Genomic DNA, 15,817 nt, shown 5'->3' with positions numbered 1-15,817 from the left:
GATCACACCAACGTCCTGGGCCGGACCGCGTTCGCGCGGTCGACGAGAGCGATGCGTTCCTCCGGGGTGTCGGCCAGCCGCGCCAACTGCCGGTAGCAGCGCTCCAGGCCCGACCGCAGCCCCGAGTCGCTCACCTCGCAGTCCAGCAGCTTCCCGCCGGGCGCCGCGCCGGCGCCCGGCAACGACTCCAACGCCACACCCAACAACTCCACGGTCAACCCGGCCCGCCTCGCCACGTCCAACTCCAACCCCGACAGCCTCGCACCGGCCGCCATCACCTCCGCCAACGCCTCCGCCCCGTCGTCCGCCGCGCACTCCCGGGCCGCGCCCAGCTGCGCCCGCACCGCCGCCACCTGAGCCGCCACGTGGTGGATCGACGTGTCCGGCACCGAGTGCAGCACCCCCACCGCCGCCTCCCGCTCGCCCCGCGCCACCAGCACCCTGGCCAGCCCGAACGCCGCCGACACGAACGCGTGATCGGTGCGCCACACCACCTCGTACCCGGCCGCGGCCGCCTCCGCGTCGCCCGACGCCTCCGCGCACACCGCCACCGCCAGCTTCGGCGCCGCCTCGCCCGGCAACGCGTCGCGCACCCGCTCGAACGCCGCCCGCGCCCGATCACCCCCGCCGTCCACCAACGCGGCCACCCCCCGGTACCAGCCCGGCCGCCAGTCGTCCGGCGCGGGCGTCCACGGGTCGTCCGGGTCGAACGGCGACGCCAGCGCGTCCAACTCGCCGACCGCCTCCCGCACCCGACCCGCCTCGATCAACGCCCGCACCACCTGCAACCGCACCTCCACCGTCTGCACCGGCGCCGCGCGCAACGCCGCCACCACCTGGTCCGGGTCACCCGTCGTCGCCGCCGTCGCCAGGAAACCCGCCGCCGCGTCGGAGGTGTCCACCTGCGGCACCGGCAGCCCCGTCGCCGCCGCCCGCACGTCCAGCCCGTCCTCCGTGCCGAACGCCCGCCGCTCCGGCGTGAACTGCCGCGACACCCCCGGCCGCGGCGTGCCGTCCTGCTGCGCCAACACCTCCCGCAGCACACCGGTCAACTGCTCGGCCATCTCCTCCGCCGACCCGAACCGCTGCTCCGGATCACGGTCCGTGGCCCGCAGCAGGAACCGGTGGAACGAGTCGTGCCGGCGCAGCAGCGGCTGCTCCTCCGGCGACGGCAACGACTCCTTGTAGCGGCCGCGGAAGTCGAACTGGAAGCTCATCACCGCCAACGCCCGACCCACCGTGTACAGGTCGGAGGCCACCGACGGGCCGTCCGTGCCGATCTCCGGCGCCTGGTAGCCGATCGTGCCGTAGATGGGGGAGTGCCGGTCGTCGATGCGCCGCACCGCGCCCAGGTCGATCAGCTTCAGCTGCTCCTCGGTCTGGATCACGTTGTCCGGCTTGAAATCGCAGTACAGCAGGCCCACGTCGTGCAGGTAGCCCAACGCGGGCAGCACCTCGAGCGCGTAGGCGATCGCCTGCGCCACCGGCAGCGACTCGGTGCCCGTGCCGTCCGCCCGCAACTGCTTGATCATGTCCTTGACCGACGTGCCGCCCACGTACTCCATCACGATGTAGTCCACGAGCTCGCCGCTGACCCGGTCGGCGTGCCGCACGAAATTGTGGATCTTGACGATGGTGGGGTGCTCCACCTCGGCCAGGAACCGGCGCTCCGCCATCGCCGCCGCCATCGCGTCCGCGTCACCGGAGTCCAGCAGGCCCTTCAACACCACCCAGCGGTCGCTGACCGCGTGGTCGGCGGCCAGGTAGATCCAGCCGAGGCCGCCGTGCGCCAGGCAACCCAGCACCTCGTACTGGTCGTGCAACACCTCGCCGGGCGCCAGCTTCGGCGTGAACGAGTAGTGGTGACCGCAGTGCGCGCAGAACCCCTCCACCCGCCCGGGCCCGCCGTCCCGGCCGCGCCCGACCTCCTTGCCGCAGCTGGAGCAGAACCGCTTCGCCTCCGGCACCTCCGGATCGGTCAGCACGGCGGTCTTCGGATCCCGGTAGGGCACCCGGGGCACTTCGACCAGTCCCGCGCCCAACCGCCCGCGCCCGGACGACCGGGTGGACGCCGACGCCCGCCGCGCCCGCGCCGCCGACGACGACCCCACGAGCGACCACGGCGCCGTGCCCGGCCCCGTGGCGGGACCGGTCGCGCGGTACGCGCCCGTGGCAGGACCACTGTCGGTTCCGCGGTCAGGCCCACTGCGGGACGCACGGTCGAGCCCACTGTGGGACGCACTGTGGGACGCACGGTCGGGCCCGCTGTCGGAATCCGGCCCGGGGTACGCACCGGTGGCCGCTCCGCTGTCCGCGCCGACCTCGGGCGCACCGACGACCGCCCCACCGCCCGGGCCGGTGGTCCAACCCCCAACCGCACCGGCTCCAAACGCACCGGCCCGCTGCCCGCCCCCGCCTGCGCCCGCCTCACCGGCCGAGGGACCCTGCCCCGGACCGCGCCCCGGACCGGCGGCAGGCGCGGTCGGTGCCAGCACCGGCGCCTCCAGGCCGCACACGTCGCAGAAGCCGTCGTCGTCGATCGCCCCGCCGCAGCCGGCACGTGGACACGTCCTCATCGGGCCTCCGTCCTGGCCAGCACCGCACGCTGGTAGCGCAGCACCGCCACCGTCCCCGCGGTCAAGTCGCACGGCACGCCGGACAGCACGTCACGAGCCCGCCGGTGCAGCACCAGCAGCTCCGCGTCCTCGGCGAACCCACGCCCCGCCGCCTTCGCCCGGTAGGCGGCCAACCGGCCGCGCAGCTCCGCACGCCGGTCCAGCGACCCGGTCAGGTGCGCCACCACCTCCCGCGCCCGCGTCACCGCCGCGCCCACCGCCGCCTCCACGGCCGCCACGTCCGATTCCGCCACGTCCGGGAAACGTCCCCGCAGCCCGTCGAGTGCCCCGGCCACGTCCTCGGCGGGCACCGGCGGGTGGTCGCCGGCGATCGTCGCCACCACCTCCACCCGCACCTCGGCCGCCCGCGCCCGCACCGACTCCACCTCCGCGACCAGCCGCGACAGGGCCGCCGCACGAGACGGGAACGTCCGGTGCAGCGCGTCCACCGCCGCCACCCGTCCGACCAGGTCCGCCACCGCCGGATCGGGCGTCAACGGGTCGGCCGCCGCACGGGCCCGCGCCCGCGCCACCTCCGCGCGCAGCCCCTCCGCCGCCGGCGAGTCGATCCCCGCCACCTGCCCGGCCAACGGCTCCAGCACCGCCAACCGCCGCCCCCACGCCTCGTGCGCCTCCGTCAACACCGCCGTGACCTGCGCGTACTCCGCCTTCATCCGCTCCACCAGCGCGCGCAACGTCACCTGCCGCGCCACCGGCCCGGTCAACGTCCGCACCGACGCCTCCGGCAGCGCGATCGCCGGCCCCCGCAGCAACCGCGCCAGCTCCGCCGGGTCACGCGCGTCCGACGCCTGCCGCAGCAACGCCCGGTAGGCGTCGAACCACTCCCACAGCCGCACCATCCCGGCGTTCGCCGCCTCCCACCGCCGCGCCGACGCACCCGTCAGCTCGGCGCCGCGCAGCAACCGGTGGCCCGGGTGGTCCTCCATCGCCAGCAACGACTCGGCCACCCGGTCGCTCTCCCGCCGGAACGCCGCCAGCTCCTCGTCCAGGGTGTCCACGTCAGTCCCGGTACACCGCGACGGGCGGAGCCGGCGGATCACCGAGCCACCGCTGGTGGATCCGCGCCCACGTGCCGTCCGCCCGCAGCCGCTCCAGCAGCGCGTTGACGAACCGCACGAAGTCCTCGTCGGCCTTCGGGATCGCCATCCCGTACGGCTCGGCGGCGAACTGCGGACCCACCACCTTCGTGTACGGGTCCTGCGCGGCGAACCCGGCCAGGATCGTGTCGTCCGTGGAGATCGCGTCCACCTGGCCCTGCTGCAGCATCACCAGGCAGTCCGTCCAGTGCGTCACCGACACGGGCACCGGCCTCGACGCCGCGGCGGCCACGTTGGCCAGCGAGCTCGACCCCTTCGTCGCGCACACCCGCTTGCCACCGAGCGACTCGATGCCCGTGGCGTCGGAGTTCGACGGCACCAGCACCCGCTGCCCCGCCTGCAGGTACACCGTCGAGAAGTTCACCTTCTGCCAGCGCTCGCACGTCGTCGTCATGGTCCGCACCACGATGTCGACCTCGTGCCGCTCCAACGTCGGTATCCGCTGCTCGGAGGTCAGCACCGTGAACTGGATCGCGCCCGGGTCGCCGAAGATCGCCCGCGCCACCTCGCGCGCCAAGTCGACGTCGAAGCCCTCCAACTCGCCCGAGAACGGGTTGCGGAACCCCATCAGGTACGAGTTCTGATCCGCGCCGACGACCAGCCGGCCGCGCGCCTGGATCTGCGCCATGGTCGACCCCGCCGGCATCTGCCCCGGCGGCGGCAGCGGCCCGGTCGGGCGCAGGCTCGCCGTCGGGTCGCACGACGCCGGCGGCACGTCCGCGGTGCTGGGCGGCTCGGTCAGCTCCACCGCCTCCGCCGGCCGCGGCGGCACCGGCGAACCACCGCCGATCGGCGGCGCGCCACTGGGCACCGGCGCGCACGCCGCCGCCAGCACCACCACGAGCACCGCGAGCAGCCGTCTCATCGGTACTCCTTCAGCCGCTGCCACAACCCGAACACCGAGGCCGCCGCCGCCAACAGCGCCAGCACGACCACCGCGGGCACCACCCCGCCCAACGCGGCCCGCGCCCGTCCGATCCCTTCGGTCAACTCCGCCCGCGCCCCGCCGATCGCCTCCACCAGGTCCGAGTCCAACGCGTCGAACGCCGTGGCCGCGCCCTGCCCGTCGCGACCCAGCGCCAACGCCACGGCCGCCGTGTAGTCGCCTTCGTCGTCGGCCCGGCGGACCTCGCGGTGCGCCTCCCGCCACCGCCCGTGGTGCTCCGCCGCCTCGAGGACCGGCGGCGTCGGGTTCAGCACCCGCACCCGGCCCAGCAGGTCGTCCAGCACCTTGTCGGCCTCGACGTACTCCGCCTCGTAGGTCGTGCCGCTGCCGCGCGCCACCAGCGTCAACGTCTCGTCGCCGCGCGCGGTCAGCGTCGCGATCCGGGCCCGCGCGAGCAGGTCGACCAGCGTGGCCTCGTTCTTGCTCGCCGAGGCGTTGTAGACCACGAGCAGGCTCGCCGCCAGCACCCACAGCAGCGAGACCGCGGTCAACGCGGTCGCCACCACCAGCCCCGGGTTGAGCACCCGGTTCGTCCGGCGGGTCAGGTACCGCTGCGCGAACACCAGCACCACCAGCACGAGCACGCCCAGCAGCAGCTCCAGCCACGGCAGCGACCCGGCGTCCTCCAGGTCGCCCATCACCTTGCCGGTCTCCACCCCGTACAGCTCGCGCGCCGCGGGCAGCAGCCGCGTCTGCATCAACGCCGACGCCTCGCGCAGGTACGCCGCGCCCACCGGGTTGCCCTGCCGGTTGTGCGCGCGGGCCGTCTCGACCAGGCCCGTGTACACCGGCAGCTGGCCCGACAACGTCGACAGCGCCTCGGTCAGCTCGGGGGAGCGGGTGATCTCGCTCGTCGCCGCCGACAACGCCGCGGCGGCCTTCGCCACGTCCGCCTCGTACCGGCCGCGCAGCGCGGCCGACTCCACCCCGCCGGACAGGAACGCGCTCGACGCCGTGGCGTCCGCGTCCGCCATCGCCCGGTAGACCTCCTGGGCGGCGAACGCCAGCGGCTCGCTGCGGTCGGCCAACGCCTCCAGCGCGTCCGACCGGCGCTGCACCGACGTCGCGGTCAACGCCCCGACCAGCAGGCTCACCACCACCAGCAGCAGGGCCAGCAGGCTCAACCTGCCCGGCGTGCTGCGCGCAAGACCCGTCACCCGGCGCAGGGCGCCGCGGTTCCGCCGAGCCTCGACCAGCACGACCGCCCCCTTCCCGAGGTGATCGGCGCCACTCGCCGCTCAGACAGCGTAGATCGAAATTCCACCAATCGGGACGCGAACCGACCCAACCGGCCGGCCCCCGCCCACCGGTTCGCACTCATCGGGTGACGCGGTCACCCCCGACGGAGCCGGGTGCGCACCTCCATCAGGGCCTCGCCCAGCAGGTTCAGCCCCAGCCAGGACGCGGGGTCGGCCGCCCGCTCGTCGTCGGCGGCCAGGCCGATGCCCCACACCCGGTCCAGCGGGCTCGCCTCCACCAGCACCCGGTCGCCGGTGGCCAGCAGGAACGCGCGCAGGTCGTCGTGCGCGCCGAACTTCGCCAGGTTGCCCCGCACGACGATGTCCAGCCGGTGCGCCACCCACCGGTCCTCGGCGAACCCGCGCACCCGGCGGCCCAGCGCCTTCGCCTCACCGGGCGTGCGCGCCGCGAGCACCCGCTCCGCGACGTCCTCGTCGCCGAACAGCAGCGCCTTGCCGCACATCATGAAGTGCTCGGCGGTCCGGTAGGTGCGGCCGTCGACGGTGAACGGCGCCTCCCACCACTGGCTCAGGCACTGCTTGCCGACCGGCGCGCCCGGCCGCGCCTCGTGGCCCCAGAAGAACAGGTACTTGGTCACGGCGCAGACGGTGCCACAGCCTCCTCCCGACGACGGCACGATTTCCGGCGGCGGGCGACGGGGACTAGCGCGGCGGCAGGGGGAGGGGCAGCGCGGGCAGGCCGTCCATGCTGACCGCGTTGAAGTCCTTGCCCTCGCAGTACGCGGCGAACTCCTCGTCCGTCTTGCGGCCGAAGTACTCCTCGTGCAGCGTCCGCTCGCCCCGGTAGTCCATGAACGGCACGGCGAAGCCGCACGTGTCGCTGATCAGCTTCGCGGTCACCACGACAACCGCGCGCAACGCCGGCCCGTCCGCGTCACCGAACCCGGCCACCAGCTCGCCGAACCTCGGGTCGTCCCGGAACACCGGCTCGCCCGTGCCGTGCACGCGCACGATGTTCGGCGGACCGTCGAACGCGCACCACATGAGCGTGATCCGCCCGTTCTCCCGCAGGTGGGCGATGGTTTCGGCGTGGCTGCCGCCGAAGTCCAGGTACGCCACCCGCTGCTCGTCGAGCACCCGCCACGTCCCCCGGCGGCCCTTCGGCGACAGGTTCACGTGCCCGTCGGCGGCCAGCGGCGCGGTGGCGGTGAAGAACACCGGCTGTTGCTCGATGAACTCGCGCAGGCGTCCTTCGATCCGTTCATAGGTCTTCCCCATGGCCGCCAGTATCGCCGACGACCCGGTAGCGCCGGACGTCGCTCCGCGTCAGACCGGTGAACGAGTGCACACGCTCCCACGGCTCCGACACGCCCACCGACCCGTTGCCGCGGGCCATCGCCTCCTCGTGCGCCTCCGGCGACGTCCACTCCGCGTAGTTCAGCACCCGCAGCCCGTCCAGGCTCACGTGGAAGTGCGCCGAGATCCCGCCAGGGTGCAGGTCCCCCTCGGCGGCCAACGCGGTGAACACCAGGTCGACCCACTCCTCGGCGACCCCCGGCCGGTCGAACTCCACCGACACCAGCACCACGCACCCGACCGTCCGGTCCTCGGCGGCCTCCCGACCGGACCGGTAGCGCCGGTAGGCGACCGCGTCGCCCGCCTCCACCGGGCCCGACCACTGCGAATAGGTCACCACGCCGGCACCGTCCACCTGCTCCAGCCACCGCGCGTCGAGCAACGCGCCCGGCCGCGGCTCGAACGGCACGCGGCCGCGGTGGAGGAGGACGAGTTCGGCGTCGGGTCGAGTCAGTTCCATGCCGGCGACGCTAGGCGCGGCGCACCGGCGCCCGAATCAGTCAGCCGACTGGGGAACGTTGTTGCACACAGCTGGCGGCAACGCCCAGACTCCCGCCATGACCTCCGAGATCCGGCGTTCCCTGGTCCAGCACTCCCGGCTCCGCCAGGACCCGCACGCGGTGCTGCGCCGCATGCTCGACCGCGTCGAGCCCGGCCTCCCGCCGGACGAGCCGACCACGCGGTTGGAACAACGGATCGCCGACCTGCTCGGCAAACCCGCCGCCCTGTTCTTCCCCACCGGCACGATGGCGCAGCAGACCGCGTTGCGCGTGCACGCCGAACGCACCGGCCGCCGCACGTTCGCCGCACACCCCCAGAGCCACCTCGCGGTCTGGGAGGAGCAGGGCTACAGCGCGGTGCACGGCCTGCGCCACCGGACCGTCGGCGACCGCGAGGACCTGATCACCCTGGACGACCTCGCCGAGGTCCGCGAACCGATCGCCGCCCTGCTCCTCGAACTGCCCCAGCGCGACCTCGGCGGCCTCCTGCCCACCTGGGACGACCTGGTCGCGCAGACGAAGTGGGCACGCGACGGCGGCGCCGCGACGCACCTGGACGGCGCCCGGCTGTGGGAGGCGCAGACCTACTACGAGCGGCCGTTCGCCGAGATCGCCGACCTGTTCGACACCGTCTACGTCTCCCTCTACAAAGGCCTCGAAGGCGTGCGCGGCGCGGTCCTCGCGGGTGACCGGGCGACGATCGACGCCGCGTCCGTGTGGCGGCGCAGGCTCGGCGGCGCGACCCCCGACTCGTGGCCGGCCGCCGTGACCGCCCTGATGGGGCTGGACGAGGTGCTGCCCAGGATGGCCGAGTTCCGCGACCACGCCGTGGCCCTCGCCGCCGCGATCAACGCCGACGGGTACGCGACCACCCGCCCGCTCGTGCCGCAGACCCCGATGTTCCACGTCCACATCCCCGCGCCCAAGGACGCCGTCGTCGCCGCGGCCCAGCGGATCCTCGCCGAGAGCGGCGTCGAGCTGCCGCGGCGGCCCAGGGCCTCGTCCGACCCGACGCGGTGCAGCATCGAGCTGACCGTCGGCGTCGTGTCGCTCGACTTCACCCCGCGGGAGGTGGCCGATCTGATCCGGCGACTGCGCTGAGCCGACGGCGCAGCAGGTCGCGCTCGGCGTCGTTGCCCGCCAGCTCCAACGCCCGCCGGTACGCCCGCGCCGCGTCCGGACCCCGGCCGAGGCGGTGCAGCAGGTCCGCGCGCACGGCGTGGAACAGGTGGTAGCCCGCCATGCCCGAGCGACCCGACCCGCCGGCGGGCGCCAGGCCGTCGACCAGCGCCAACGCCGCCTCCGGCCCGTCGACCTCGGCCACCGCGACGGCCCGGTTCAACGCCACCACGGGGCTCGGTGTCAAGGCGGACAGGTGGTCGTACAGCCGCACGACCTGCCGCCAGTCCGTCGGCGGCGGGTCGCTGTGCACCGCGTTGATCGCCGCCTGCACCTGGTAGGGGCCGGGCCGGCCGCGGCGCAGGCAGCGCCGCACCAGCTCCCGCCCTTCGGCCACCATCGCCCGGTCCCACAGCGAGCGGTCCTGGTCGGCCAACCGCACCAGGCGGCCGTCGCGGTCGGTGCGCGCCGGGCTGCGACCGTGCACCAGCAGCATCAGCGCCAGCAGCCCGACGACCTCCGGCTCGTCGGGCATCAGCTCCGCCAGCACCCGCCCGAGCCGCACCGCCTCCGCGCACAGGTCCCCGCGCACCAGCTCCGCACCCGAACTGGCCGAGTACCCCTCGTTGAACACCAGGTACACCACCGCCAGCACGGCGCGCAGCCGGTCGGGCAGCTCCGCCTCGCCCGGCACCCGGTACGGGATCCGCGCGTCCCGGATCTTCGCCTTCGCGCGCACCAGCCGCTGCGCCATCGTCGGCTCCGGCACCAGGAACGCCCGCGCGATCTCCGCCGTGGACAGCCCGCCGAGCAGCCGCAACGTCAACGCCACCCGTGCCGCCTGGTTCAACGCCGGGTGGCAGCACGTGAAGATCAACCGCAGCCGGTCGTCGCCCACCGCGTCCACCTCCACGTGCTCGTCACGGGCGTGCAGCAGCGCGGCCTGGGCCTGCCGGGAGTCCCGCGTGGACTCCCGGCGCAGCCGGTCGATCGCCCGGTTGCGGGCCGTGGTGATGATCCAGCCCGCCGGGCTCGGCGGCACACCGGTCTCCGGCCACCGCCGCACGGCCTCGGCGAACGCGTCCTGGACCGCCTCCTCGGCGACGTCGATGTCGCCGAAGACGCGGACCAGGACCGCCACCGACCGGCCGTACTCCGCCCGGAAGACCCGTTCGACCGCCGTCACGTCAGCCGGCGAAGTCCTGGAACGGCCGCACCTCGACCGGCAGCGTGCACGCCACGCTCATCCGCCGGCCCCACTCCAGCGCCGCGTCCAGGTCCGGCACGTCGATGATGTTGAACCCGCCGATGTGCTCCTTGCTCTCGGTGAACGGCCCGTCGGTCACGACCAGCTCGCCGTTCGCGTCCGGGCGCAGCGTGGTCGCCGTCTCCGGGGCGTGCAGACCGCCCGCGAACACCCACACACCGGCCTCCCGCATGTCGGCGTCCACCGCCTGGACGTCCTTCATGATCCGCTCCAGGACCTCCGGCTCGGGGATGTCGTAGCCGGTCGGCTCGATCACGCTGATCAGGTACTGGGTCATCTCGTGCTCCTCAGGTCGGGGTGACTCCGCACCCCCTACACGAACGGCGGAGCACCACATCGACACGACGCGGGAAAAAAGATTCTCAGGGCAGCACGACGAGCTTGCCGACCCGGCGGCCGTGCTCCAGGTCGTCGTGCGCCTGCCGGATCTCCTCCAACCGGTAGACCGTGGTCGGGCCGAGCGACACCTCGCCGCCCGCGACCTGGTCGAGGAACCGTTGCAGCACCTCCGCGGGCAGGTCGGAGCTCTCGCCGCCGTACGCGGTCAGCCGCACGCCCTTGGGGAGGTACCCGATCGGGTAGAAGTCGGGCACGATCCACTCGTTCGACAGCATCCCGGTGAAGCACACCGTGCCGTGCACCCTCGTCGCCGCCAGCGTGTCCGGCAACGTGGGCGTGCCGACCAGCTCCAACGCCGCGTCCACCCCGTCGGGGAACAGCTCGCGCACCCGGCCGGCGACCGTGCCGTCGTCCAGCAGCGGGTGCGCCACGCCGTGCTCGCGCAGCACGTCGAGCCGGTCCGCGCGGCGGGTCGTGGCCAGCACCGTCGCGCCGAGGTCGACGGCCAGCGCGGTGGCGGCGAAACCGAGCGCCGACGTGCCGCCGCGGATCAGCAGCGACTGCCCCGCCCGCAGGTCCAGGCCCGTGGTCAGCGAGCCGTACGCGGTCTGCAACGTCTCCGGCACCGCGCCCAGCACCTCCCACGGCAGGTCCGAGGCGAACGGGATCAGCACCTCGCGCGGCACGACGGTGTACTCGGCGTACCCGCCGTCGAACACCCGCCCCATGCCGCCCATCATCGCCGCCACCCGCTGCCCGGGTGGCAGGTCGCAGTCGCTGTCCACGACACCCACCGCCTCGATGCCCGGCACGCGCGGGAACGTCACGCCCTCCGCCAGGCCCAAGCGGGTGTGCAGCTCGGACCGGTTCAGCCCGAACGCGCCCACCTTCACCCGCACCCACCCCGGCGGCGGCTGCGGCACCGGCAGCTCCGCCACGGCCAGGTTCTCCACCGGACCGGGCCCGCTCAACACGACCGCGCGCATCGACCCGGTCATCCCTGGTGCTCCAGGACCACGTTCAGCACCCGCACCAACTCCTCCCGCTCCGCCGCGGACAACGGGGCCAGCAGCGTCTCCTGAGCCTGCCCCACCACGCGGTCCAGGTGACGCAGGTGGGCCACACCCGACGGGGTGATGCTGACGATGTTGCGCCGCTTGTCGTCCGGGTCCGGGCGGCGCTCCACGGCGCCCTTCTCGGCCAACTCGTTCACGGTGGCCACCACGTCGCTGCGGTCCAGCCCGCCACGCCGCCCGAGCTCCGCCTGGCTGGCCGGGCCGAACTCGTCCAGCGCGGCCAGCAGCGAGTAGTGGTAGCGCCGCGCGCCGACCGCGCCCAACGCCTCCGACACCAGCCGGGCCGCGTGCGTCGTGGCCTGGCCGAGCAGCCAACTCGTCGTGCCGCGCAGCCGCCGGGGCGCGCCTGAGGTCTCCATATGACCGCACTCTACCGACTTGTTGGCCAGGCCAACGTTGACCGGTCGCGGACCCCGCACATGACGAAGGCAAGGAGGAACACCACTCCTTGCCACTCTCAACGTATAGCGCACCGGGGGTCTTGCGGCAAGACCCCCGTCGTGCCGCACACTCTCCCCTCGAAGCCGGGACCTGCGGAAACGCGGAGGTTCCACGAGCGGTGGAACGGCCGGCCGACAGGCGACCCGGGTGGGGAAACAGGGGGTTTCATGATCGACGTGATCGTCGTGGGCGGCGGACCGACCGGCCTGATGCTGGCCGGCGAACTGCGGCTGCACGACGTGCACGTGCTCGTGCTGGACAAGGATCCCAAGCCGACGAAGGTCGTCCGGGCGCTCGGCCTGCACGCCCGCAGCGTGGAGGTGATGGACCAGCGCGGTCTGCTGGAGCGGTTCCTGCCCCTCGGGCAGCAGCACCCGATCGGCGGGTTCTTCGCCGGCATCCCCAAGCCGCCGCCGCAGGGGCTCGACACCGCCCACCCGTACGTCCTCGGCATCCCGCAGCCGGTCACCGACCGCCTGCTCGCCGAACGCGCCACCGAACTGGGCGCGGAGATCCGACGCGGCGGCGAAGTGGTCGGGTTGAGCCAGGACGACGACGGCGTGACCGTCGAGCTGGCGGACGGCGCCCGGCTGCGCACGCGCTACCTCGTCGGCTGCGACGGCGGCCGCAGCACGGTGCGCAAGCTGCTCGGCGTGGACTTCCCCGGCGAGCCGAGCAGGGTCGAGACGCTGCTGGGCGAGATGGAGGTGACCGCGTCACCGGAGACGGTGGCCGTCGTGACGGCGGAGGTCCGCAAGACCCAGACCCGGTTCGGCCTCATGCCGCTGGGGGACGGGACGCACCGCGTCGTCGTGCCCGCCGAAGGGGTGGCCGAGGACCGCACGGTCCCGCCGACCCTGGAGGAGTTCAAGCACCGGCTGCGGGTGGTCGCCGGCACCGACTTCGGCGTGCGCTCGCCGCGGTGGCTCTCCCGCTTCGGCGACGCCACCCGGCAGGCCGAGCGCTACCGGACCGGCCGGGTCCTGCTGGCGGGCGACGCCGCGCACGTCCACCCGCCGGTCGGCGGTCAGGGCCTCAACCTGGGCCTGCAGGACGCGTTCAACCTGGGCTGGAAGCTGGCCGCGGAGGTCGACGGCTGGGCTCCGGAGGGCCTGCTGGACAGCTACCACGCCGAACGGCACCCGGTGGCGGCCGCGGTGCTGGACAACACGCGCGCGCAGATGCAGCTGATGTCCCTCGAACCGGGGGCACGGGCGGTGCGCCGGCTGGTGGCGGAGCTGATGGACTTCGACGAGGTGAACCGCCACCTGACCGAGAAGATCACCGCGACCGCGATCCGCTACGACTTCGGCGAGGGGCACGAGCTGCTCGGCCGACGCCTGCGCGACGTGCGGCTCGAGGACGGGCGCCTGTACGGGTTGATGCACGAGGGCCGCGGCCTGCTGCTCGACCAGACCGGCCGGCTCTCCGTCGCGGGCTGGGCGGACCGCGTCGACCACGTCGTCGACGTCAGCGAGGAACTCGACGCGCCCGCCGTGCTGCTGCGACCGGACGGGCACGTGGCGTGGGTCGGCGAGGACCAGGACGAGCTGGTCGGGCACCTGCCCACGTGGTTCGGTGCCGCCGCCTGAGCACCCGGACGTCGGGCAGGCCCTCGCCTGTGCGAGGTGGCCCGCCCGGCGTCCGGTCAGGCGTGCCCGCCGACCGACACCGTGCCGACGGTCAGCTCCGGCCGCCCCTCCAGGAACTCGCCGACCCACGCCACCTCGCGGTCCAGCTCGGCCGAGTGCGCGGGCGACAGCGGCGCGAACGGCTCGACCGTGACCGCGATCCGCCGACCCGACCGCTTCTGGTGCCACACCCCGGCCACCACGCCGTCCACCAGCAGCACCGGGAAGTTCCCCGCCTGCCCGCCCGACAGCGCCCGCTCGGACGCCCGACCCGGGAACACCACCTCACGCGGGTGGCTGCCCACCACGTAGGCGTCGAAGTAGGGGAGCAGCCGCACCCCGGCCGGCGGCTCGTCCGGCCACGACGTGTCGCCGCGCACCACCCACCCGCCGTCCGCCTGCTCCAGGTCGGCCCGCTCGAACAGCTCGTCCACCCACCGCTTGGGCGCGGCCAGCCACTTCGCGAAGTGCGCCGGTGTGGCCGGCCCGTAGGACCGCAGGTAGGAGTGCAGCAGCTCGACCGCGCCGTTCGCGGCCGGCGCGAAACCCGGCAGCCACCGCTGCGGGCTCGTGTAGGCGGCCTTGCGGCCCTTGTTCGGCGCGAAGCACATCGCGCCGAGGTTCGACGCCACGCCCATCGCCTCCACCCACCGCGGCCACGGCGTCCCGCCGAACGCCTCCATCACCCGGTCGCCCGCCCACACGCCGGTGCGCGCGACCACCTCCTCCGTCAGCTCGTCACCGGTCAGCTCGTCGTCGCGCAACGCGTCCGCGATCGCCGCCACCACCTCGGCCGTCTGCTCCTCGGTCAGCAGCTTCAGCCGTTGCGGCAGCTCCGCCAGCGCGCCCGTCCACATCGGCAGGTCCGCGGCGGGCAGCAGGTGCACCGTGCCGCGCGGCCCGCGCGTCTTCACCAACGTCCGGTCCACCCACACCGCGTCCCGCACCTGCTGCCGGGTCAGCGTCGTGCGGAGCCCGATCGACAACTCCGCCGCCGACATCACCTGGGCGTGCGCGCCGCACATCGCCCGCACCACCTCAACCGGGTCGGCCGACCGCGCCAGCAGCGAGTGCCGGCGCAACCGCCGGCCGAGCACGCGGTTCACCGCACCTTCCCGAAGAACGCGCGCACCTCGGCCGCGAACGCCCCGGGCACCTCCAGCGCCACGAAGTGCCCGCCCGGCTTGGCCTGCGGCCAGTGCACGATGTCGTTGTGCCGCTCGGCCAGCCGCCGGATCGCGGGCGGACCGCTGTAGACGCCCGTCGGCATCAGCTTCTGCCCTTCCGGCCACCCGAACCGCTCGTTGTCGTACATGAACCACGACGACGACCCCGCCGTGCCGGTCAGCCAGTACAGCGTGGCGTTGACCAGCAGCAGGTCGCGGTCGATCGCCTGCTCCGGCGAGTCGACCGTGATGGTGAACTCCCGGAACTTCTGCATCAACCACGCCAGCAGCGCCACCGGCGAGTCGTGCCAGCCCAGCGCGAAGGTCTGCGGCGCGGCGCGCAGCAACGCGTGGTGGTCCACCCCGGCGCCGGCCCAACCCTGCACCTGCCAGTAGAACTCGCGCTCGTCCTCGGTCAACGTCGGCAGGTCCGCCTCGGTCGGGAACCCCAGACCGCCGTTGACGAACACGCCGACCACGTGCTCCGGCGCGGCCTTCGCCACCTCGGGCGCGAGGTAGGCGCCGAGGTCACCTCCCTGCACCCCGTACCGCCCGTACCCCAGCCGCGCCATCAGCCCGGCGAACATCCGGCCCGCGCGGGCGACGTCGAACGGACCGGTCGGCTTCCCGGAGAACCCGAAGCCCGGGATGCTCGGCACCACCACGTGGAAGTCCCGCAAGTGCGCCAACGCGTCCACGAACTCGACGAACGTGTTCGGCCACCCGTGCACCAGCAGCAGCGGCAACGCGTCGGGGTTGTCGCTGCGGACGTGCAGGAAGTGCACGTCCAGCCCGTCGACCTCGGTGGTGAACTGCGGGAAGGCGTTCAGCCGCGCCTCGTGCGCGCGCCAGTCGAACCCCGTGCGCCAGTACTCGGCCAGGTCCCGCAGGTAGTCCACCGGCACGCCGCGCTCCCACCCCTCGCCGGGCAGCGGCCGCACCCAGCGGGCGCGGGCGAGGCGGTCGGCGAGGTCGTCCAGGTCGGCCTGCGGGACGGCGATGCGGAACTCTTCGATCTCGGTCACACCACCGACCCTAGGACCC

General features: G+C 73.9%; 15 protein-coding genes. 2 read left to right on the top strand and 13 right to left on the bottom strand.

Annotated features, from left to right (window positions below; genetic code table 11):
* Nucleotides 1-2: 2 nt before the first annotated feature.
* From AB0I91_RS12710 to AB0I91_RS12680, 7 genes are all read right to left on the bottom strand, one after another.
* Nucleotides 3-2,111 carry a serine/threonine-protein kinase gene (locus tag AB0I91_RS12710; RefSeq protein ID WP_499636792.1) on the bottom strand — a complete coding sequence of 703 codons (2,109 nt, stop codon included), beginning with the start codon at nucleotides 2,109-2,111 and terminating at the stop codon, nucleotides 3-5.
* A gap of 461 nt (nucleotides 2,112-2,572) precedes the next feature.
* Nucleotides 2,573-3,634 carry a hypothetical protein gene (locus AB0I91_RS12705; protein ID WP_499636790.1) on the bottom strand — a complete coding sequence of 354 codons (1,062 nt, stop codon included), beginning with the start codon at nucleotides 3,632-3,634 and terminating at the stop codon, nucleotides 2,573-2,575.
* Between the two features lies 1 nt (nucleotide 3,635).
* Nucleotides 3,636-4,598, bottom strand: coding sequence for a glutamate ABC transporter substrate-binding protein (locus AB0I91_RS12700; protein WP_498778675.1), 963 nt, complete (start codon nucleotides 4,596-4,598; stop codon nucleotides 3,636-3,638).
* Nucleotides 4,595-5,878 (bottom strand): GlnX family signal transduction membrane protein, encoded by a 1,284-nt coding sequence (locus AB0I91_RS12695; protein ID WP_499636788.1) that lies wholly within the window; start codon nucleotides 5,876-5,878, stop codon nucleotides 4,595-4,597. Before AB0I91_RS12695 ends, AB0I91_RS12700 begins: the two co-directional genes overlap by 4 nt.
* 134 nt (nucleotides 5,879-6,012) lie before the next feature.
* Nucleotides 6,013-6,516: a riboflavin biosynthesis intermediates N-glycosidase gene (gene ybiA / locus AB0I91_RS12690; protein ID WP_499610420.1), complete on the bottom strand. Its 504-nt coding sequence runs from the start codon at nucleotides 6,514-6,516 to the stop codon at nucleotides 6,013-6,015.
* A 64-nt stretch (nucleotides 6,517-6,580) separates the two neighbouring features.
* Nucleotides 6,581-7,156, bottom strand: a complete 576-nt coding sequence (locus AB0I91_RS12685; protein ID WP_498778672.1) for a pyridoxamine 5'-phosphate oxidase family protein — start codon at nucleotides 7,154-7,156, stop codon at nucleotides 6,581-6,583.
* Nucleotides 7,140-7,694: an antibiotic biosynthesis monooxygenase family protein gene (locus tag AB0I91_RS12680; protein ID WP_499610424.1), complete on the bottom strand. Its 555-nt coding sequence runs from the start codon at nucleotides 7,692-7,694 to the stop codon at nucleotides 7,140-7,142. The genes AB0I91_RS12685 and AB0I91_RS12680 overlap by 17 nt, the downstream gene beginning before the upstream one ends.
* Before the next feature lie 97 nt (nucleotides 7,695-7,791).
* Here AB0I91_RS12680 and AB0I91_RS12675 point away from each other — a divergent pair, with 97 nt between their 5' ends.
* Complete coding sequence (locus AB0I91_RS12675; protein WP_498778670.1) at nucleotides 7,792-8,835, top strand: threonine aldolase family protein; 1,044 nt, start codon at nucleotides 7,792-7,794, stop codon at nucleotides 8,833-8,835.
* Here AB0I91_RS12675 and AB0I91_RS12670 read toward each other — a convergent pair.
* The 4 genes from AB0I91_RS12670 to AB0I91_RS12655 all read right to left on the bottom strand — a co-directional run bounded on the left by AB0I91_RS12670 (nucleotide 8,792) and on the right by AB0I91_RS12655 (nucleotide 11,894).
* Entirely contained in the window at nucleotides 8,792-10,039 is a 1,248-nt protein-coding gene (locus AB0I91_RS12670) for an RNA polymerase sigma factor (protein ID WP_498778669.1), read from the bottom strand. The two genes, AB0I91_RS12675 and AB0I91_RS12670, sit on opposite strands and share 44 nt — an antisense overlap.
* A gap of 1 nt (nucleotide 10,040) precedes the next feature.
* Nucleotides 10,041-10,397, bottom strand: coding sequence for a YciI family protein (locus AB0I91_RS12665; RefSeq protein ID WP_499610430.1), 357 nt, complete (start codon nucleotides 10,395-10,397; stop codon nucleotides 10,041-10,043).
* Nucleotides 10,398-10,482: 85 nt separating this feature from the next.
* On the bottom strand, nucleotides 10,483-11,445 hold the full coding sequence (locus AB0I91_RS12660) for a zinc-binding dehydrogenase (RefSeq protein ID WP_498778724.1): 963 nt from the start codon (nucleotides 11,443-11,445) through the stop codon (nucleotides 10,483-10,485).
* A gap of 8 nt (nucleotides 11,446-11,453) precedes the next feature.
* The gene (locus AB0I91_RS12655) at nucleotides 11,454-11,894 is read right to left on the bottom strand and encodes a MarR family winged helix-turn-helix transcriptional regulator (RefSeq protein WP_498778667.1); all 441 of its coding nucleotides are present in this window, start codon (nucleotides 11,892-11,894) and stop codon (nucleotides 11,454-11,456) included.
* 249 nt (nucleotides 11,895-12,143) lie between these two features.
* Between AB0I91_RS12655 and rox the strand changes: the two genes are divergently transcribed.
* Nucleotides 12,144-13,568 (top strand): rifampin monooxygenase, encoded by a 1,425-nt coding sequence (gene rox, locus AB0I91_RS12650; RefSeq protein WP_499636786.1) that lies wholly within the window; start codon nucleotides 12,144-12,146, stop codon nucleotides 13,566-13,568.
* Between the two features lie 56 nt (nucleotides 13,569-13,624).
* Here the strand turns inward: rox and AB0I91_RS12645 are convergent, their stop codons facing one another.
* Both AB0I91_RS12645 and AB0I91_RS12640 read right to left on the bottom strand, forming a co-directional pair.
* Nucleotides 13,625-14,713: a winged helix DNA-binding domain-containing protein gene (locus AB0I91_RS12645; protein ID WP_499636784.1), complete on the bottom strand. Its 1,089-nt coding sequence runs from the start codon at nucleotides 14,711-14,713 to the stop codon at nucleotides 13,625-13,627.
* Nucleotides 14,710-15,798, bottom strand: coding sequence for an epoxide hydrolase family protein (locus AB0I91_RS12640; RefSeq protein WP_499636782.1), 1,089 nt, complete (start codon nucleotides 15,796-15,798; stop codon nucleotides 14,710-14,712). Before AB0I91_RS12640 ends, AB0I91_RS12645 begins: the two co-directional genes overlap by 4 nt.
* Nucleotides 15,799-15,817: the final 19 nt, after the last annotated feature.

The sequence above is a fragment of the Actinosynnema sp. NPDC049800 genome, assembly GCF_040656635.1.
GTDB lineage: Bacteria > Actinomycetota > Actinomycetes > Mycobacteriales > Pseudonocardiaceae > Actinosynnema.
This window is presented reverse-complemented; position numbering and strand designations above follow the sequence as displayed.